The organism is Cyclobacterium plantarum, assembly GCF_011290685.1.
Lineage (GTDB): Bacteria > Bacteroidota > Bacteroidia > Cytophagales > Cyclobacteriaceae > Cyclobacterium > Cyclobacterium plantarum.
Map to the genome: position 1 here is coordinate 113,234 of NZ_JAANYN010000011.1, position 17,915 is coordinate 131,148.

Below are 17,915 nucleotides of genomic sequence, written 5' to 3' on the forward strand. Positions count from 1 at the left end.
GGCTACCCCGGGAAGGAAATTTTCTTCCAAATGAAAGGTATAACTGCCATTCTTTCACCATTTTTATCGGTCACTGGTAAAATCATGATGGCCCATTCAGGTAAAATCATTATTTTTAAAAATCACCAAAACCACTATCCATGACAAATCAATTTAACCGCAGAAAATTCCTTCAGTATACTGGCATGGCAGGCAGTGCCTTTTTTCTTCCCGGAAAAAGTACCGCTGCACCAGCTCCCCTTTTCACATCAGACGAAATCGGGCTTTCTAAATGGGAACTGGAAACCCCATCTCTTTGTCTGGAGTTGGAGGTCATGGAATACAATCTCAAAAAGGTCCATCAAAATCTCCAGGATACGGGTATAGGTGTGCGCCCCCATATCAAGACCCACAAAAGTCCTTTCCTTGCCAAAATGCAAATGGAAGCGGGCGCCGTGGGGGTTTGTGCAGCAAAATTGTCGGAATCGGAAATCATGCTGGAAAATGGCATTTCCAAGGTGCTCATGACGGGTGTTAACGTGACTCCTGAAAAAATCAGGAAGGCCATGGACCTGAGAAAAAAACACGCCGGGTTTATTCAGGCGGTGGACAATCCGGTAAATGCCAGGGACCTTCAGGATGCGGCAAATGCAGCAGGTATCATTGCGGAGGTCGTGGTGGACCTGGATGTGATCCGGAGATCAGGAGTACCTACCGGAATACCCGCTGTTGAATTGGCTCAGCTGGTAGACCGCGCTCCGAATCTTCGTTTTATGGGTATTTTGGCTTATGACGGGGGAGCACAGCACGTCAAAGGCCATGAGGCAAGGAAAGCACGTACAGTACAGACTTTTGAACCTGTAGTAGAAACCTACGAGAGCCTGGTTAAGTCAGGCCTTAATGTGGAAATTTTCAGCGGTGCCGGTACCGGTACCTACGATATGATGGCAGATATTCCTGGCTTTACAGACGTACAGGTAGGCAGTTATTTGTTTATGGATGCCCAGTATATGGCCATAGGAAGCAAGGGCAATGCCGCTCTTTACGATGATTTTGACCCCTCACTAACTGTCATGACCACAATCATCAACACCAACCATCCCAACCGCCTGATCACCGATTCGGGGGCCAAGGCTTTTACCATCAACAAACCCAGCGGAATCGTTATCGGCGAACCGGATTTTACCTACAATGCAGGTTCGGATGAATATGGCACCATTACCTACACAACAGCCAATAAGTCCTACCAGGTAGGAGATAGACTGGAGGTGATCGTTCCCCATTGTGACCCCGCAATCAATTTGTATGACCGCATTTATGGCATCCGCAGGGGTAAGGTGGAAATGATCATCCCCATAATGGCCAGGGGCATGTCCCGGTAGGCCAGCCTGCAAGCTGTATCTTTAATTGACGGATACTGCTTCCTCAAAAGTAAGTAGCTCATAATTTTTCCGGCAAGGCGGGAGAAAATGATTTAGGTCGCTTCGCTGGAAGCTTCCTGTTCTTTAGGCTTTGCGGTCAACATGCCCAGCATCAAGGCGACAGAGGTAAAGATGATTACCTGAATGATCAGGGAATCATTCACAATGTCAATGGCAAGCGAAGCAGGGATGCTGAGATACAACAATATGGTAACTAATCCCCTGGGAGCAATGAACAATAAGGGGAGAATTTTGATCTTGAAAATACGCAAAATCAAAAACCTTAACAGGAGTATACCACCTGTTATGGTCAGTGACCAAATTACTGTCTCTGAATTGAAAAGTTCGCTGGTATTGATCAGAAAGCCAAATACCAGAAAAAACAGGGTCCGGATCAAAAATGTAAGTTCCATGGTCAACTCCTTAAACTTCCTGATTTCCTTTTTGAAACTTTTGGTATGGAGCTTTTTTACAAATAACTGCTGTTTGAGTTGATTGAGGTTGCCAATAAACAAACCAAAAAGCAAAATAAAGATCAGTGCCGGAAGATGGTACAATTCGGAGACTGCGAAAATCAATACTATGACCAGTATAATCGGAGCAAATTTGACGGGATGTTTGATCCTGCTGATTAAAAAAGCCAGAATGATGCTGGCAACAAAAGTGATGATCAGGATCAATATGATTTCTCCGAAAAAATAACCCACCGAAGCCAGGCCGATTTTTTCATTCTCCAATAAAAAATTAAAAAAGATTACGCCAAAAATATCCGATAGGCTGCTTTCGTAAGTTACGAATTCCTTGTTTTTAGCGCTCAGGTTATTAACCGAAGGTATGGCGATGGCACTGCTGATGACGGCAAAGGGTATGGCATTTAGCAGTGCGATTTTTAATGAAACATCCGCAAACTGTCTGATGATGAATGCCAACCCAAAACTGAAAATCAGCACGGGAATTATAGCAACCAGTATGGTCCGGCCCACAAAAGAAAACTTGGATTCATCAAAATCCAGTTCCAGAGATCCTTCGAGTACAATAAGCACCAAACCTATGGTACCCAAAAAGGGCAAAACAGTACTCAGGTCCGGAATGCCCAACCAGAAGATTTCTGCCAGCTGATTCACCGCCCAACCCAAAGCAAACAGCAGAATTACCGGAGGAATCTTTGTTTTGGCCGAGGTGATGTCGAAAAAATACGCTGACAACATCAGTATACATAAAGCAATTATTATTGGCAAAGTCATGCAGGGTTGGTTTTAAGTCCCGGTAAATAATATCAAACTCTAAAAATCGCAAAGTAGTTTGGCATTGGCTTAATTTACAATAAATGATTTCAAATAAAAAGTTTATTTGTTGCCCTGCCTATTCCGACATATTATCCATCATGGCTTTAAATTCTTTAAAGGGAAGGCGGTCTCTGTTGTTTTTTCCAATATACCGGTACACTTCTCTTCCTTCAGGATTGATTAGGATCAATGCGGGGTAATGAACCAACTGACCGTGGAAGGGATAACCTCCCGGGATATCCAGCCGTTTTGCCAGGTTTGCTTCTGCATCACGGTATATAGGAAAGTCTGTCTGTTCCAGGTTTTCTGCCCATTCCCGGATCTCTTCCTCCGTATCCGGTTTAATAAAAACATGGATGACCTGATCCATTTCAGATGAATTTTCCAGGTATTCGTGGGTATGGCGAATACAAAAAGGGCACTCCGTCTTCAATAAAAAATGTAGGGCCACAAATTTGCCCCTGGCTTCGCTCAGTTTAAACGGTGCATGGTTTCCCAAAGCAGAAGGAAGGGAAAAATCCTGGATTTTTTCCTGGGCCTGGACTGCTGTGAAAAGAGCTGTCAGGAGAATTAATAAACAAAACCTCATGATTTTTAGGTTATTTAGTGAATTTACTACCAGATAAGCAGCACTGAAATTACAGAAAATCTCAATCAGTAGCCAACAGGTATTCAAAATTATTGGCTCTCGGAAAAACCGTTTAGAGACAATTCAAAAAACTTGTTGGTACTTCTATCCCTTATATGGTAAAAAATAGAACCATATAAGGAATATAAGGGCATAGAAGAAGACTTTCGTTAATGATAGGGTCCCTTTTTAACTGATCGGATAAAAGCATTTTGACAGAATAATCGCTTTGAGGCAATTCAAAAATCCTTATATGTTCTTATATGCCTTATATGGTTTTAAAAAAAGGGAACCATAGAAGGAATATAAGGGCATAGAAGAAGGCTTCTTTTAGTGATAAGGTCACTCATTAACTAACAGGATAATAGTACTTTGACTGAATAATCGCTTTGAGGCAATTCAAAAATCCTTATATGTTCTTAAATGCCTTATATGGTTCAAAGATAAGGAACCATATAAGGAATATAAGGGCATAGAAGAAGACTTTCGTTAATGATAGGGTCCCTTTTTAACTGATCGGATAAAAGCATTTTGACAGAATAACCGTTTAGAGCCAATTCATAAAACCTTCTATGGTTCCAAAACAGGAATCCATGGAAAAGGAAAGTTTATCTCTAGATGGAGTTTATTTGGTTAATGGGATACCCTTGGTTAAAGAAAATTTCAATTTCTGAAAATTTGTTGTTTTTTGAGAAAAACTTAATTTTAATACTGCTTAATGGATGGCAAATTATGGAAATTACAAAGCAGTTCTTAAAAGATTTAGTTTATCAGGTTAATGGTGCGGCCATTGAGGTACATAAAGCTTTGGGTCCAGGGCTTTTGGAGAGTGTTTATCAAAGATGCATGGCCAAAGAATTCCTTATCCGGGGTTTATCCTTTCAATATGAAATGGTTGTACCGGTATGCTATAAAGGAGTTGAATTGGAAACTGATTTGCGCTGCGATTTTTTTGTTGAAAAGATCCTGGTTCTAGAACTAAAAGCTGTTGAAAAAATTTTGCCAATTCATGAAGCCCAGATTATCTCCTACATGAAACTATTAAGTTCGCCTGAAGGATTACTAATCAATTTTAACACCGTTAATATTTTCAAGGAGGGCCAGAGAACCTACGTTAATGAACTGTTCAGGAAGCTCCCTGAAGAATAACAAAAGGGCAATCATAGAATAAATATAAGGGCATGGTAAGAGGAGTGTTGTTAGTGATACGAACTAATTTTACCTGACAGAATAACCGATTAAAGCCAATTCAAAAATCCTTATATGTTCTTAAATGCCTTATATGGTTCAAAAATAAGGAACCATAGAAGGAATATAAGGGCATAGAAGAAGGCTTCTTTTAGTGATAGGGTCCCTTTTTAACTCACAGGATAAAAGCACTTTGACAGAAAAACAGTCTTGAGGCAATTCAAAAAAACATTATATGTTCTTAAATGCCTTATATGGTTCAAAAACAGGAAACCATTTAAGGAATAGTAGTGCCTGCTTTATGGTGAGGGCTGGCCGGGATCCTTTGTAGAAAGCAACTGATGTATAAAGGTGATTGACCTTTCAAAAGCACGCTTTCCATCCTCATCGAAAGTAAACTGATATTCATGGCCCAGACCTGGCTCGTAATCATTTGGAAAAAACAAAGTATCTACCTGAACCCCCAGGCTTAAAAGTTTTTCTGCAAAGCCTTTCGATTGAGCCAATAGGGGATCCTTATTCCCGGCCGAAATAAAGCAAGGTGGAAAAGAGTCCGTGAGGTAATTGAGTACGGAGGCCGATTTGGCGTAGTCGTTATTGTCAATGTCCTTTTCGCCGAAATAAGCCCAGGTAACCGTTTTCAGGAAACTGCCAAAGGCTCCCTCCGAATTCAGGTTGTCCACTTCATAAATGCCGCAGTAAAGTAGCAGGCCTTTCAGCTGATCAGGCTGCAAACCCGGCTTCACTTTCGTGATGCTGGCATAGGAAGGGCTGGTAATGAGATTTGCCGTTGCTGCACTTATCATGGAACCACCTGAATCGCCAGCTAAAATAATCTGTGTGGAATCAATGGCAAATTGGTCTGCATTTGCCGAAATAAAGGACAGTGCCTCGTTAAGCTGCTGGATTGGCCTGGGGTATTTGGCCTCAGGCGCAATGGTATAATCGATGGATACGGCTACAAAACCCCGGGAAGCCAGCAATTTGGAGTAATTGCTGATATGGTCTTTCGTTCCGGAAACCAATCCTCCTCCATGCGTCCAGACGATTACCGGCAGTTTATTTTTAGAACCCATGGCATCTTTGGGATAATAGATATCCAATAGGGAATTTGGATCGGTAGGCGCATACTGAACATCGCGGATGGCCAATATGTTTTCCGGTACAAATTTTTCTAAGGCTTCATCTACCCGGACCGCCTCCTTTTCAAAAGCATAGCGTACCAGCCAAACAGCCGGGTAGGGAGAGAGTTTAAACGCGAGAAAAAGCAGGATTACCAAAGCAAGGACACTTATTATTATTCGTGTTAGGGTGCGTTTCATCTACCGTTAGCTTGGTTTACAAATGTTGGTGGAATTTTCCGATCTGTTTAAAAATAAAATAATTTTTACAAATATCAATGAGTGGCCGTCAATTTTTTCTTGTATATATCTGGTAATGAGCCTATTTGCATCTTTCTAATTTCGGATAAAAGTAGAACCATAGAAGGAATATAGGGGCATAGAAGAGGACTTCTTTTAGCGATACAGTCTCATTTTAACGGACAGGATAAAAGTACTTGGACGGAATAACCCCGTTGAGCCAATTAAAAAAACCTTATATGTTCTTTTATGCCTTATATGGTTTAAAAAAAAGGGAACCATAGAAGGAACATAAGGGCATAGAAGAAGACTTCTTTTAGTGATACAGTCTCATTTTAACGGACAGGATAAAAGTACTTGGACGGAATAACCTCGTTGAGCCAATAAAAAAAACCTTATATGTTCTTATATGCCTTATATGGTTTAAAAAAAAGGAACCGTAGAAGGAATATAAGGGCCTGTTTTATGTCAAGGGATCGCCGGTATCTTTGGTAGGAAGCATCTGATGCATAAAGTTAATTGACCTCTCAAAGGCACGTTTTCCATCCTCATCTGGATCCTTCCCAAAAACGAAAAGGACCGGCAAGCATTCGGCAATAGGCAGCATATTGACAGGTTCTAACAGAAATATTTCTTAACTTACTGAATCTCTATTCCCATGCGCTAATTTGGTTTTTACGATCAAAACTCCCCTTTCCTGATCAATTAAATATGAACGGCTATGAATAAAATGATCTTAGGAATGCTTGCCCTTGTTTTGGTTGCCGTATCGGTAAAGGCGCAACAGGCAGACGCGAAGGCCGCTGCGAAAGCACTGGCCGCATACAATCTCGATCCTCATGCTTCTAAAGAAAGACTTAAAGAAGCCGTAGCCGCCATTTTGCCGGATCCTGGTGGCGAAGATGTTGCCGATCCGAAATACTACATCCTGAAAGGGGAAATATTGAACACGCTGGCTAGCCAGATCGTTGTTGTGAAACAGACCGGCCTGGGTTCTTTAGAAGAGCTTCCTCAGGTAGACGGTGTAGCGGTCAAGGCATTTAACGCGTATGCAACCGCTGTAGAAAAACATGCGCAGGTAATAAATTCTCCTCGTTACTTTCTTCAGGATGCGATGAAAGGTCTCCGCGAAGCACAAGGGCTGCTGTACAACTTTGGGATCTACGCCTTCGAAGCGCAGGACTATGGATCGGCTTACCTCAACTTCTCCTCGGGTCTGGCCGCCCATGAAATCCTGAAGAAAGAAGGCCAGGAGAGCGTTTTGGATGATGCCCTCGCCCTGATGGACCAGAAATACCTTACGGCCCTGGCGGCCCTGAACAACAACATGACTGAAGCGGCCAGGCCGCTCTTTGAAGAGCTCTACAAGGCAAGTTACGACAATGCGGCTGTCTATGAAGCCCTGTACTCTATCAATGGCAGTGGCGGAGAAGGCAACTTGGAAGAAGCTTACCAGTACTTGAAGGCTGGTCGGGAAAAATATCCCGGGGAGGCGTCACTGCTGTTTGCCGAGATCAATCACTTTCTGAAGCTCAACCGACTCGATGAACTCATTGATAGATTGAAAATGGCCATCAATAGCGAACCTGAAAACCTGACACTCTATATCACGCTGGGCGGCGTTTACGATAACCTGTACCAGCGGGAATCGGCGGCCGGGAACAGCAACCTGGCCAGTAATTACTTCGACGGGGCACTTAATTATTACAATCAGAGCCTGGAAAAAGACCCAAACAATTTCGACGCGCTGTATAGCACCGGTACCCTGTACTACAACCGTGCTGCTAACATCACGATTGAGTTAACTGAAATGTCTGAGGACTTCAGCACGGCGGGTATGGCGAAATACAAAGCCAGGGAAGCCGAGGTATTCGCTGCATTTGACCAAGCGCTTCCTTATTTCCAGAAGGCGGAAAGTATCAATCCGAATAGCGTTGAGACGCTCATTGCATTAAAAGAAATTTACGCCAGAAAAAATGAACCGGAAACTTCCAATGCCTTAAACGAGCGCTTGGAGAACGTCCGGGGCGGCGGCCTCAACGAAACCTCTTTCTTCAATGGTTTCTAAAATACCTTATCGGGTTTAAAAAAAGAGGAACCATATAAGGGATATAAGGACATAGAAGGGGCTTCGCTTACCTTATATTTTCTTAAATACCTTATATGGTTTAAAAAATAGGGGACCATATAAGCGGGATATAAGGGCATATTAGGGGTTTCATTAAATTTAATTTTCTCACGTTCCTTAATACAGTGTAAAAATGTTATTCCATATTCGAATACGGAATATTCACGATTATCAAACAACAAAAAGTGTATTGATAAGTCCGATGCCATTTATTTGATATACAAATAAATTGCTTTGTCTCAAAATCTTTATTGCGGATTTTTTACAGCAGTGTTCTGGCCTCCTTCAAATTTTCAGACAGATAACTTTTTTGGGTGGATCATTCCTTTTGACAATTACAATTCAAGGAATGATGGGTAGCTGATAGAATATTCCACGTTTGTTTTACTTTTATCTTTAAAAATATCCCTTAAATGTTATAGGGACTGATGTGCAAATAGTGTCCAAATCTCCATTTTTAAGAAACATTTTTGCATTTTTTTCAAAGTTGAATAACCGATACAAATGAAAGTTATTCGATTTCTGTTTTGAGAATTGCAACTCATTTCTTGAGAAAAAAAATGGGGTTTCCTTTCCCAGTTTGGTGGTCTTAACTTCAATATACTTATCGGTGCCATTTGGATTTTTTGAAAGAATGTCAAAGCCGGTTCCATCTCCCTCTTCTTTTGAAATCCATTTTACTTGGTCAGCCAGATTTTCTCTTCCAGAAATAGTGAGTTGCCATTTTTCATATTCTAAGACCATTTCTTCTCCTAACATGCCAAGATTCCTGTTTTTCTGTTCCTTTTCTAAATAGTTAATTTTAATCGGGTTTCTGGTATAGGCCGATGATGGTTCCTCTAATTTGGTGATTCCGGAGGGAGCTTCTACAATTAAGTTTTTAAAATCCTTTTTCGTTGATGTTTGATTTATTTCTTTTTCTGCAAAATGCTTGAATTGTTCCTCTATTGACTGATGACCTTTGAGATAACCAATTACTATTTCTTCTAATATCCTCTGATAATTATAGCGAGGTAAATATCCCTTTAGGTAAGGCTGACCAAGGTTGATCAAAACTGCACTGATGTTCTGGTGCTTAAATTCAATAGACCCTTCAGAACGACTTGAAAGCAAAGGCAGCAATTTTTTCCTGTGCTCTGACTTCTTGTATTCCTGACCGGACAATTCTTTTTTAAGCATGCTGAAATAATCAGCTACAATCAACTCCACTTCGATATTAGACCATGCACTCATTTTTCTTTTAATAATAATAACAGGAAGGGAAAACTGGTTCTTGAAGGAATTCCATATCCAGCATTTCCGGTTTGGTATCCTTTCCTTTAATCCAGCTCATGTTATAGCTTCTTGTTTCCAGTTCGTGAACGTCGGCCATGATAAAATTAATTTTCTTCCTAAAATACGGGTGTTTTTGAAATACCAAGGATGGAAGGCGTTGTCTACCCCTAATTTGTTTCGTATTCTAGTCCCGGGAATTTTTCAGTGAATTTATTGATAAGTTTGTGTATGTTGCCGATTCCCCAATTTCTTGCAACATAATACTCTTGTCCATTATAAATGAGTTCAGGAGCCTCATTTGCTCTGTATTTTCTGTACTTAATTTCCGTGTCTGTAAAATCTTCCTTTTTCTTTAACAGAAAAAAACTACAACTTTTGTCCTCCCTCAAAAACCTGATAACATTGTCATCAATAAGGCCTTTGGCTTCCAGCAGGTTAATGGTCTGAAGTCCAATGTCAGATTTTTTAAAATTTCTGCTAAAAATTTCCCCATTGTATTTTAGGTTATAGGTACTTCGATCTCTGTCGGAGGATAAACTGTCCAGCGCTTCTTTAATATTTTCCCTTGTATCTTTTTCTTGTTCCGGATCAGAACTAATTGCGTAAAGGGACGCCAATATTAATTTTTGATTTTTTTCCCAAAAACTGGATAATAGTTTTCTTTCCTCATTACCGAGTGCCATAATTAATTCCTGTTTGTGTCCATCAGCTTCTTCGTTAATTGAAGGTTGACTTAAGGATTTTAAATATTCAGTTAATATATTCTCTGTACGCGCTGAAATATTTTGGTTTAATGCGGGTTCAATCAAGTAGTCTACAATAGATTGGTAATTAATTTGAATAAACTCTTTACAGTTACATTCCGGCTCGGTAAGTTCTATTAGTTCAAGCGTTGAGATAGGGGTTAAGTAAATATAGATGACAATATTGTCATCATTTTCTGAAGGATTAAAGTATCTGAAGTAGCTGTTCGTTTGATCATTGTTCTCTCTGCTTTCAACTTTATTTTCAATGACCAATCGTATGTTCTTCGTTTTTCCCGCAATTAAAAGGGTCAATTCAATATAGATGTCAAGTCTCCCAAAATTTTTTACGGAGTATTCAGGCTTAATGAAAAGCCTTTCTATTAAATAGTCTTCTGTCACAAAAGAATTGAAAAGGTCGCGGTGCTTGCTTTTTAACTTATCACTACTAAATTTCAAAATAATGTCTAAAAATTTCTTGATCGGAAATTCTCCCAAATTATGGCTTTCCAGGTTTCCTAACAACCAGGCTAGAAATCCGCTATGACTGATTTCCCTTCGGCTAACGCCCAATATTTCTGAGAATGACTTGGAATAGTAAAAGTTTTCCAACTTTTGGAAGTCGGGGTCATTCTTAAATTTTATAATCTCATCCCTGATTTGGTCTATCGTGAAATTATCTGTCATTACCCTTTTCGATTCGTCCTACTTGTTTACCACCTTAAAAACATTCCCAGACAGCTAACTGCTTACAAAATACCAGATCTTCCCAGCTTCATCAGTCAAAAAATTCTGAATTTTCCCCTTAAATCCCTAACAATATAGTGGCTTTTTTTGGAAGGGAAAAATCTTTTTACACCAAAAGTACAGGAACTGATTCGCAGGGTTTCCACAGATTTTTTGGGGATTTCTTTGAGCAGTTCTTTATTTATCCTCTGCCGCATGTAATTTATTTACAGGCCCCACTACATGACCAAACATCTGTAACACCTGATTGACCTTTGTCAAACTGAGGTTTTCCTTGCCTTGTTCGATCTTTCTGATAACCGTCAAGTCTGTGCGCATTCCCTTCTATGCCCTTATATCCCTTATATGGTTTTTTATTCTCTATCTGTACTAATCTGTGTTACCTGTGGTGAATAAAACTATTCCGTAGCAGCCTTATAGGCCTCCATGCCGCCCACTACCGGCAATGTCAACGAACTGGCATCCAGGTCCACGGTCAGTTCGGTGCCGGGCTCGGGCCAGAGGGTAAATTCCTTGTCGCTGGAAAAAATCAACAAACCAATCTGCTGCCCTTTGGGAATGATCTGATCGTCAGGCTGCAGCTCAAAGGAAAGCGAATAAAACCGGCCCCGCTTCAGGGGCTCGCTTTCTGTCAGGGAACGGTGATTTTGCGGATCGGCCCAGCCCCTGGTAATGATGTTGTCGGTGATGCTTGCATTTTTCGAGTCGTTCCAGGGCAAGGAAACCAACCATACAGACAGGTTGGCGGCAGGTTTGCTGGATGCGAGCCTGATGTTCATTTCTGCCAGCCCGGACAGGTGCAGGTCCTCCTTCAGCTCCGGACTTAAAAACAACAAGCGGTGATCGGTAATCTCGGCCCTGGCCAAAGATGCCCCATCAAATGAAAAATTATCTACCAGCGTCTCCCTGCCCTGCCGGGAAGGCTTCTGCAAATGCAATTTACCGGCTGCCGGTGCGGCCCCCTCCAGAAAGAGCGACACGGATTCGGATTGCGGGTGGGGATAAGCTTCATAGGAGCTGGGGTTGTCTTGACTGTCTCCTTCCCGGACGATCCATACTTTTGGATCTTCTTCTACCCCGTTTTCCACGCCGTGCAGGTAGCGGGTAAACCAACGGTTCATCATTCGCATGGGCGGTGGTCCGCCATGCCCGTCCTGGTGGTAGTACAGTTGCACCGGAAGGCCCATAGATTCGGCTTTTTTAAATATCCGGTAGCTGTGTTCGGGCATCACGTTCCAGTCGTTGAAGCCATGGGACATCAACATAGCCGCCTTCATTGGCTCCATCTGATTCAGGTAATCCCGACCGGCCCAAAAATCGTTATAATCGCCAGTGACCCGGTCCATGCCTTCCTTCATTTCAGTATCACGGATGCGGGCATTGTTCCCGGCCCTTTTGGCGGTGTCGCCACTGTGGATAAAATCATACAATACGTCTATATCTTCTCCCAGGTAACCTCCCGGAGAACGCACCAATCCATGAGAGCGGTAATAATGGTAGTAGGAAGTATTGGGTGCTATGGGTATGATGGCTTCCAGTCCCTCCACGCCGGTAGTGGCTGCGGCCAGGGGAATGGTGCCATTATAGGAAGTGCCGGTCATGCCTACCTTTCCGGTAGACCAATAGGCCTCCACAGAATCCCCTCCCTGAGGAAGGGTAAAACCTTTGGCCCTTCCGCAGAGCCAGTCGATCACGGCTTTGGGAGCCAAAGATTCGTTTTTGCCGCCCACGGTAGGGCTGCCTTGCGACAAGCCTGTACCCGGAGAGGAGGAATGCACCAGGATATAGCCCCTGGGTACCCAGGTTTGGATATGCGAATCGGAAATAAAGGGACGGTTGTTGATGGGCGTTACTTGCGGAGAGACCCTTTCTTCCGGCGGTGAACCCAGTTCGTGACGCACATCCCAGAACAAGCCGTCCACATCCGGTGCCACCCCGGCAAAATAAGGACTGCTGACATAAATCACGGGCAATTTTAACCCTTCATATTCGGTTTGGTAAGGACGGGTCACAGCCACATGCATGCGGTCGGGCTGCCCGTCGGCATCTGAATCAAATTCGGTTTCAACCCACAGGTCATGCCGGATCCAGCGGGATGGGTCTTTGAAGGCCAGCATTTCCTGTGCTTCACCGTTTTCAATTCTGGGTTTTGCTCCGGATTGAGCAGGCAGCAAGTGAATGGTCCATCCATTTGCCAGGATCAGACAAAGGAGCGTCAATGGATAAAGTATTCCTGATCTATTGTTCATAGGTTTACAATTGTTCTTTGATGGTTATAAGCTGCCCCGGACGAAGATTTCTGATTTTTGGTAGAACCTCACATGCATCCTGTTATTTGACATTCCCCTCATGCCTGAGGCAGGCTCGGTTTCATCTGTTTATAATTTGATTTTAATGGTCAGATGGAATCTTTGACGATTAAAATAATCATTGCCCTGTGTTTAATGATTATTTTAATCGTGTCGATTTCATGGCTTAAAAATAACTTTTTTTTCAAACCATTCCGAATAGGGCGAGAGGATCTGCTCTCGCCTGTCGTTGCGATGGATTATTTGACAGAAAGGTTGAAACGCAAACCCGAAATGGATGAAACCCCGCAGGTATCAGAACTGCTCCAATTGAATGCTATTTCTATTTTTACCACTAAGGAGCATAAATATTTTTCAGGTCTTTGAAAACTATTCTGATTACCAGTTGTTTAGGGTTTGTAATTTAAACCAATGAAACTACAAATGAATAAGCTAACGAATTTATCCTTATTTACAGCTTCTATTGTTATGATAGGATTTACCAGCTGTGGTAGTCCACAAAGCGATTCCTCCGGTGAAGAAGAAGAAACTGTCGTAGAAATGGCAGAAGAAATGCCAGTTGAAGAAGAGGAAACCATCGTAGATATTGCGGTGGGTTCTCCTGACCACAGCACCCTGGTGACTGCTCTGAGCACCGCCGGATTGGTGGAAACACTGAGTGGAGATGGGCCATTTACCGTTTTTGCGCCTACCAACGCTGCTTTTGAGGCCCTTCCTGAAGGTACGGTTGAATCATTGCTGGCCCCTGAAGGCAAAGAGCAACTTACCGCCGTTTTGACCTACCATGTAGTGGCAGGAAATGTAATGGCAGCGGATTTGTCAGACGGACAGGTAGTAAAGACGCTAAATGGACAGGAAATAACCGTTTCCATTACCGACGGAACGGTGATGATCAATGGTGCCACGGTCACAACCGCTGATCTTTCCGGAAGCAATGGCCTGATACATGTCATAGACGGGGTCTTGTTACCAGAATAATACCATAAAAAACCTAATCAGCGAAGGTTTGCCAAATGGCAGGCCTTTTTGCGTTTATGTCACTTTCATGAGAATAAATTCAGCTAATATTCACTTCGAGATGCTCACTTCGTCCATGGTATTTCCTTCCAGGTCATAGGCATTGAAATGCATTCCGCTGGAATCAATCTCCAGGATTCCACAATTGTGCTTTTTGAGCTCAATCCAGGGCTTTCAGTTGGTCTTTTGGAAATTGAAGTTGAAAAAAGCCGGAAACTTTTTGCTGATCCTCCAGGAAAGCTTCCCTATAGGTAGGCTTCTCCGGATCAGGCTGGCATGCCAACATCAAAACTACTGCCCAAAAATGAGTGGATTTGAAATTCATGGCAACAAATCGGAAATGACGGCATCCGCGTCCCCATCAGGATAGGGTAATGCCAGCAATTGGAAAACCGTCCGAGCAATCATTGCCGGATAAAGGACAGCTTCCTTTTTGACTTCTCCAAATGGCTGGCTATCCGGACCGATGGCGGCTATCCATACTTCCCTGGAGCGGGGAATTCCTGAACCATGGCCGGTCCAGGTAGTTTTATCCACACCTCTCCCATGATCTGTGGTAATGATCATGGTGGTTTTATTTTTGTATTGCGGAGTAGATTGGATATAATCCCAAAGGTCTTTGAGGTATGCGTCAAACTGTTTTATGGAATGCAGGTATTCGTCATACTGGTTGTCATGGGCCCAGTCATCCGGTTCGCCATAGGCGATGAAAACAACCTTTGGTGCCTCTTTTTTGATCGCCTCCATGGCAAAATGGTGCGTAAAGGGATCCAATCTGACTCCAGCCCAAGGACCCCGGATTTCCTGTTGCATCCTGTTGATCATGCGTTCAGCTTCTGTAAGGTTTGGACCTTCTGCCATATCAAAACCGGCATTTACTGGTACTTCACTCCTGTCTTCATTGATGATATAGGGAAAAACATCCCAACTGCCAAAGGCCATTACTTTTCCTTTGTATTCCGGCATATGCTGCAGGTGTTCCAGCAGTGTGGTATTGGGATTATTGTTTTTGGCATTGGAAGTGATGCGCTCATCATCTGCTGATCCGGTCAGTATCTCGTTATATCCGGGATAAGAAAAAAGCATGTTGTTTCGAAGATCTACTTTGTTGCCGTAAGTCCGGTTACCATGCAGCTGTCCCTTTTCTTCAAGGGTTGACCAGGTAAAGGGCATGAGCATTTCCCTGCGATTCAGGGGATCTGTATCCCAAAATTCCTTCAGCAGTGAGCCTAGAGATTCGCTCATTCCTGTGTCATCCACAAACAAAGAATCAGCCCCCTTAAACATTTCCTGCCAGCGAAGGCCGTCCACCGTTATCAGGAAGATGTTTTCGGTTTGGGTGGTTTTTTGAGCAGGGGCATAACCAAAACCCAGCCCCATCAATATCAGTAGAATAGCCATTTTTTTCATAGGATTAAAGATACGGATTTTGATTTTTTCCAATGGGATGCAGGATCATTTTTTCCTTGAATTAACCAAAAAATAACCGGCTGTTTTTCAGTGCTTCATTCCTTGAATTGCTGCATGCTCATTTGAATTTTGCCCGCCTATAAATAAAAACCCGACGCTTCCGGAAGGCTTAATTAAATGTTAATTGGTGCCGGAAAGGTGTAAACCTTTGATTGACTAATAAATTTTGTTTGCGGCAAAAAAATAGCTAAAATCCAATCCTTTTTAAAAAATAACTTCTCCTTTATACATTTATTTTGATTACTATCGATATATTTAATTATCAAAATTATAGTTTTTTCATTTACATCAAAATATGCCTTTTTAGTTTCGGTTGTTTGTAAAATATTTAACTCAAACGCCCATATAATGGAAGCTTTAAATAGTATTAAATATGTTGACCATCAATTCAGTTTGGCTTTTATTCTGGGCATTTGGTTTTATTACTGAGGGAAACCAAACCATTAAGGAAACCCCATCTCCCATTATATTTATCTATGATGCCAGTGGCTCCATGTGGGGGCAGCTTCAGGGGAAAACCAAGATGGAAATTGCTTCTGAGGTATTGTCAGAAACTGTTGAAACGCTTCCTGAAAACCAACAATTCGGATTGGTTGCCTATGGGCACCGGGTGAAGGAGGATTGCCGGGATGTGGAATTTTTATTGGAAATGGAAAATGCTGATAAGTCCAGCTTTAAAACGGCTCTTCAAGCCATCAAACCTCTGGGAATGACTCCACTGGCTTATGCGGCATCGCTTGTTTTGGATCAATTAAAAGAAACCCAGCAAAAAGCAACGGTTATTTTGGTTACCGATGGCATTGAATCCTGCGATGGTGATATTTGTAAAGTCGTTCAGGACGCCAAAGCAGCCGGCGTCGATTTTCGCCTACATATCGTAGGCTTTGGTTTAAAAGCCGATGAAACCGGGCAACTGATTTGTGCGGCGGAGGCAGGTGAAGGCCAATACCATGATGCCGGTGATGGAGACATGCTACGCGCGGTATTGACTACTACCACTTCATCAACGGTAGATGAGCCTGCCGGTAATTTCTCGGTTTTTGCTGTAAAAAACGGGGTTCCGATTGATGCCTATGTTAAAGCTTATGATGTCGTTGCAAAACGACAACCCATTAGCGTACGGACTTACAGGGATACGGCCTTCTTTTACTTACCTCCAAGTACCTATAATTTTGAAGTGCAGCCACTCGAAGGAAGCGATGTGGCCATGTTAACCGTACCCGGCGTTCAGAGCTTTGAAGACAAAATGACCCATAAGGAAATTAGTTTTGATAGTGGGAAAATTGGTATTACGACCACCAATAACGGTGCAAATTGGGACTGCATCGTAAAAGTATATGATCAAAACAGCAAGGTTGCAGCTTCTATTCGTAGTTACCAGGAGCCTAAAGAAATTGACCTTAATCCTGGCATTTATAAAATCACCATTCAGGCTTTGGCCATGAACGGCATTCATACCTACACTGAAATTGACGCAGTAAGCATTCCTGCAGGTGAGCTTGTTCCGGTTTCGTTTGATTTTCAAACGGGCACCGCATTTATAGACGCCATCGGAAATGGAAAATCCATTGATAGTATGGTTACAATAAAAGAAATCAACACCGATAAAAATGTTGTTGGTGGCCGGACTTACAATAAGGGAAAGGAGTTTCTGTTAAATCCAGGGAATTACCAGGTAAAAGTTGTACCAATGGGCGATTTTAAAGACCGTAAGGCCCAGGTATTTAATATGGAGGTCAAACAAAACAATAAGATTTCAAAATCGGTTGAATTTTAATCTTGTCATGATTCCCCAGGTATTTTAAATTAATTAACAGTTGTCTATATCCGCTTTTCTTCTTTTTCTTTAAGCACACTTACCGTTACCAACAATTGACCCAGATGCCGCTGGCTGTGTTCGGCAGCATGAAAATATAAACCTAAAACAGTGCTGGGTAACCTTTTCCGTCCAACATAACGGGGTTCCATCAAAGTTTCGGCTGTTGTGCTTTTAAAAATAGCCAGGGCCTGCATCACTTTATTTTCAAAAGTATCAACCAACATTTGGCTTGTTAATCCGGGATCAGGGATACCTTCTTTTTTTAAATATTCCAGTTGTTGGCTATTCAGTGATTTTTCTGCTGCATAGGAAAAAAGCCGGTCTATTACTCCTGCCATATGCTGGATATGAAAGCCCACAGCAGCACGGCCGGCGACTTTTTCCCATAAATATTCCTCCCGAAAATTTTCCATGTAAATTTTCAGGTCTTCTGCACTTTGTATCAGGGCATGGGCAGCAGGTTGCAATAACAAAGGAATTCCAGGGACCGCTCCCCTTAGCCAGGCTTCAGGCATTTTGATCTGTATTAGTAGGTAACATTTTA

17 protein-coding genes are annotated in these 17,915 nt (G+C 42.3%); 6 read left to right on the plus strand and 11 right to left on the minus strand.

Annotated elements, in window-relative coordinates; genetic code table 11:
- Window positions 1–140: 140 nt before the first annotated feature.
- A complete protein-coding gene (locus G9Q97_RS20790; protein WP_166150458.1) occupies window positions 141–1,361 on the plus strand; it encodes a DSD1 family PLP-dependent enzyme in 1,221 nt (406 codons plus the stop codon).
- A 92-nt stretch (window positions 1,362–1,453) separates the two neighbouring features.
- Here the strand turns inward: G9Q97_RS20790 and G9Q97_RS20795 are convergent, their stop codons facing one another.
- Together G9Q97_RS20795 and G9Q97_RS20800 are read right to left on the minus strand one after the other, a co-directional pair.
- A complete protein-coding gene (locus tag G9Q97_RS20795; protein ID WP_166150460.1) occupies window positions 1,454–2,644 on the minus strand; it encodes a cation:proton antiporter in 1,191 nt (396 codons plus the stop codon).
- Between the two features lie 118 nt (window positions 2,645–2,762).
- Window positions 2,763–3,275 carry a peroxiredoxin family protein gene (locus tag G9Q97_RS20800; protein ID WP_166150462.1) on the minus strand — a complete coding sequence of 171 codons (513 nt, stop codon included), beginning with the start codon at window positions 3,273–3,275 and terminating at the stop codon, window positions 2,763–2,765.
- 657 nt (window positions 3,276–3,932) lie between these two features.
- Here G9Q97_RS20800 and G9Q97_RS20805 point away from each other — a divergent pair.
- Window positions 3,933–4,463, plus strand: a complete 531-nt coding sequence (locus tag G9Q97_RS20805; protein ID WP_317168792.1) for a GxxExxY protein — start codon at window positions 3,933–3,935, stop codon at window positions 4,461–4,463.
- 338 nt (window positions 4,464–4,801) lie between these two features.
- Here G9Q97_RS20805 and G9Q97_RS20810 read toward each other — a convergent pair whose 3' ends face one another.
- Window positions 4,802–5,824, minus strand: a complete 1,023-nt coding sequence (locus tag G9Q97_RS20810; protein WP_166150464.1) for an alpha/beta hydrolase — start codon at window positions 5,822–5,824, stop codon at window positions 4,802–4,804.
- Between the two features lie 760 nt (window positions 5,825–6,584).
- Between G9Q97_RS20810 and G9Q97_RS20815 the strand changes: the two genes are divergently transcribed.
- The gene (locus G9Q97_RS20815) at window positions 6,585–7,931 is read left to right on the plus strand and encodes a tetratricopeptide repeat protein (RefSeq protein ID WP_166150466.1); all 1,347 of its coding nucleotides are present in this window, start codon (window positions 6,585–6,587) and stop codon (window positions 7,929–7,931) included.
- A 456-nt stretch (window positions 7,932–8,387) separates the two neighbouring features.
- On the opposite strand, the gene G9Q97_RS20820 is transcribed toward G9Q97_RS20815, so the two are convergent.
- The 5 genes from G9Q97_RS20820 to G9Q97_RS20840 form a co-directional block, all read right to left on the minus strand.
- Complete coding sequence (locus G9Q97_RS20820) at window positions 8,388–9,224, minus strand: DUF3883 domain-containing protein (RefSeq protein ID WP_166150468.1); 837 nt, start codon at window positions 9,222–9,224, stop codon at window positions 8,388–8,390.
- Window positions 9,225–9,231: 7 nt separating this feature from the next.
- On the minus strand, window positions 9,232–9,363 hold the full coding sequence (locus G9Q97_RS20825) for a hypothetical protein (protein ID WP_166150470.1): 132 nt from the start codon (window positions 9,361–9,363) through the stop codon (window positions 9,232–9,234).
- Between the two features lie 70 nt (window positions 9,364–9,433).
- A complete protein-coding gene (locus G9Q97_RS20830; RefSeq protein WP_166150472.1) occupies window positions 9,434–10,621 on the minus strand; it encodes a PD-(D/E)XK nuclease family protein in 1,188 nt (395 codons plus the stop codon).
- Window positions 10,622–10,933: 312 nt separating this feature from the next.
- Window positions 10,934–11,074: a hypothetical protein gene (locus G9Q97_RS20835; RefSeq protein WP_246255802.1), complete on the minus strand. Its 141-nt coding sequence runs from the start codon at window positions 11,072–11,074 to the stop codon at window positions 10,934–10,936.
- A gap of 80 nt (window positions 11,075–11,154) precedes the next feature.
- Window positions 11,155–13,005, minus strand: coding sequence for a Xaa-Pro dipeptidyl-peptidase (locus tag G9Q97_RS20840; RefSeq protein WP_166150474.1), 1,851 nt, complete (start codon window positions 13,003–13,005; stop codon window positions 11,155–11,157).
- A 153-nt stretch (window positions 13,006–13,158) separates the two neighbouring features.
- Between G9Q97_RS20840 and G9Q97_RS20845 the strand changes: the two genes are divergently transcribed.
- Window positions 13,159–13,431 (plus strand): hypothetical protein, encoded by a 273-nt coding sequence (locus G9Q97_RS20845; protein WP_166150476.1) that lies wholly within the window; start codon window positions 13,159–13,161, stop codon window positions 13,429–13,431.
- Window positions 13,432–13,488: 57 nt separating this feature from the next.
- Entirely contained in the window at window positions 13,489–14,043 is a 555-nt protein-coding gene (locus G9Q97_RS20850; RefSeq protein ID WP_166150478.1) for a fasciclin domain-containing protein, read from the plus strand.
- A gap of 199 nt (window positions 14,044–14,242) precedes the next feature.
- Here G9Q97_RS20850 and G9Q97_RS20855 read toward each other — a convergent pair whose 3' ends face one another.
- Both G9Q97_RS20855 and G9Q97_RS20860 read right to left on the minus strand, forming a co-directional pair.
- Window positions 14,243–14,407 (minus strand): hypothetical protein, encoded by a 165-nt coding sequence (locus G9Q97_RS20855; protein WP_166150480.1) that lies wholly within the window; start codon window positions 14,405–14,407, stop codon window positions 14,243–14,245.
- The gene (locus G9Q97_RS20860; RefSeq protein WP_246255803.1) at window positions 14,404–15,483 is read right to left on the minus strand and encodes an alkaline phosphatase family protein; all 1,080 of its coding nucleotides are present in this window, start codon (window positions 15,481–15,483) and stop codon (window positions 14,404–14,406) included. The genes G9Q97_RS20855 and G9Q97_RS20860 overlap by 4 nt, the downstream gene beginning before the upstream one ends.
- 442 nt (window positions 15,484–15,925) lie before the next feature.
- On the opposite strand from G9Q97_RS20860, the gene G9Q97_RS20865 reads away from it, so the two are divergent.
- Complete coding sequence (locus tag G9Q97_RS20865) at window positions 15,926–17,329, plus strand: vWA domain-containing protein (protein WP_166150484.1); 1,404 nt, start codon at window positions 15,926–15,928, stop codon at window positions 17,327–17,329.
- Window positions 17,330–17,373: 44 nt separating this feature from the next.
- On the opposite strand, the gene G9Q97_RS20870 is transcribed toward G9Q97_RS20865, so the two are convergent.
- Window positions 17,374–17,886 (minus strand): DinB family protein, encoded by a 513-nt coding sequence (locus G9Q97_RS20870; protein WP_166150486.1) that lies wholly within the window; start codon window positions 17,884–17,886, stop codon window positions 17,374–17,376.
- Window positions 17,887–17,915: the final 29 nt, after the last annotated feature.

Excerpts from the sequence above, each read along its gene's own strand:
- G9Q97_RS20790 (WP_166150458.1), top strand. The coding sequence starts at position 141 with ATGACAAATCAATTTAACCGCAGAAAATTCCTTCAGTATACTGGCATG.
- G9Q97_RS20795 (WP_166150460.1), bottom strand. The coding sequence starts at position 2,644 with ATGACTTTGCCAATAATAATTGCTTTATGTATACTGATGTTGTCAGCG.
- G9Q97_RS20800 (WP_166150462.1), bottom strand. The coding sequence starts at position 3,275 with ATGAGGTTTTGTTTATTAATTCTCCTGACAGCTCTTTTCACAGCAGTC.
- G9Q97_RS20805 (WP_317168792.1), top strand. The coding sequence starts at position 3,933 with ATGGAGTTTATTTGGTTAATGGGATACCCTTGGTTAAAGAAAATTTCA.
- G9Q97_RS20810 (WP_166150464.1), bottom strand. The coding sequence starts at position 5,824 with ATGAAACGCACCCTAACACGAATAATAATAAGTGTCCTTGCTTTGGTA.
- G9Q97_RS20815 (WP_166150466.1), top strand. The coding sequence starts at position 6,585 with ATGAATAAAATGATCTTAGGAATGCTTGCCCTTGTTTTGGTTGCCGTA.
- G9Q97_RS20820 (WP_166150468.1), bottom strand. The coding sequence starts at position 9,224 with ATGAGTGCATGGTCTAATATCGAAGTGGAGTTGATTGTAGCTGATTAT.
- G9Q97_RS20825 (WP_166150470.1), bottom strand. The coding sequence starts at position 9,363 with ATGGCCGACGTTCACGAACTGGAAACAAGAAGCTATAACATGAGCTGG.
- G9Q97_RS20835 (WP_246255802.1), bottom strand. The coding sequence starts at position 11,074 with ATGCGCACAGACTTGACGGTTATCAGAAAGATCGAACAAGGCAAGGAA.
- G9Q97_RS20840 (WP_166150474.1), bottom strand. The coding sequence starts at position 13,005 with ATGAACAATAGATCAGGAATACTTTATCCATTGACGCTCCTTTGTCTG.
- G9Q97_RS20845 (WP_166150476.1), top strand. The coding sequence starts at position 13,159 with ATGGAATCTTTGACGATTAAAATAATCATTGCCCTGTGTTTAATGATT.
- G9Q97_RS20850 (WP_166150478.1), top strand. The coding sequence starts at position 13,489 with ATGAATAAGCTAACGAATTTATCCTTATTTACAGCTTCTATTGTTATG.
- G9Q97_RS20855 (WP_166150480.1), bottom strand. The coding sequence starts at position 14,407 with ATGAATTTCAAATCCACTCATTTTTGGGCAGTAGTTTTGATGTTGGCA.
- G9Q97_RS20860 (WP_246255803.1), bottom strand. The coding sequence starts at position 15,483 with ATGGCTATTCTACTGATATTGATGGGGCTGGGTTTTGGTTATGCCCCT.
- G9Q97_RS20865 (WP_166150484.1), top strand. The coding sequence starts at position 15,926 with ATGTTGACCATCAATTCAGTTTGGCTTTTATTCTGGGCATTTGGTTTT.
- G9Q97_RS20870 (WP_166150486.1), bottom strand. The coding sequence starts at position 17,886 with ATGCCTGAAGCCTGGCTAAGGGGAGCGGTCCCTGGAATTCCTTTGTTA.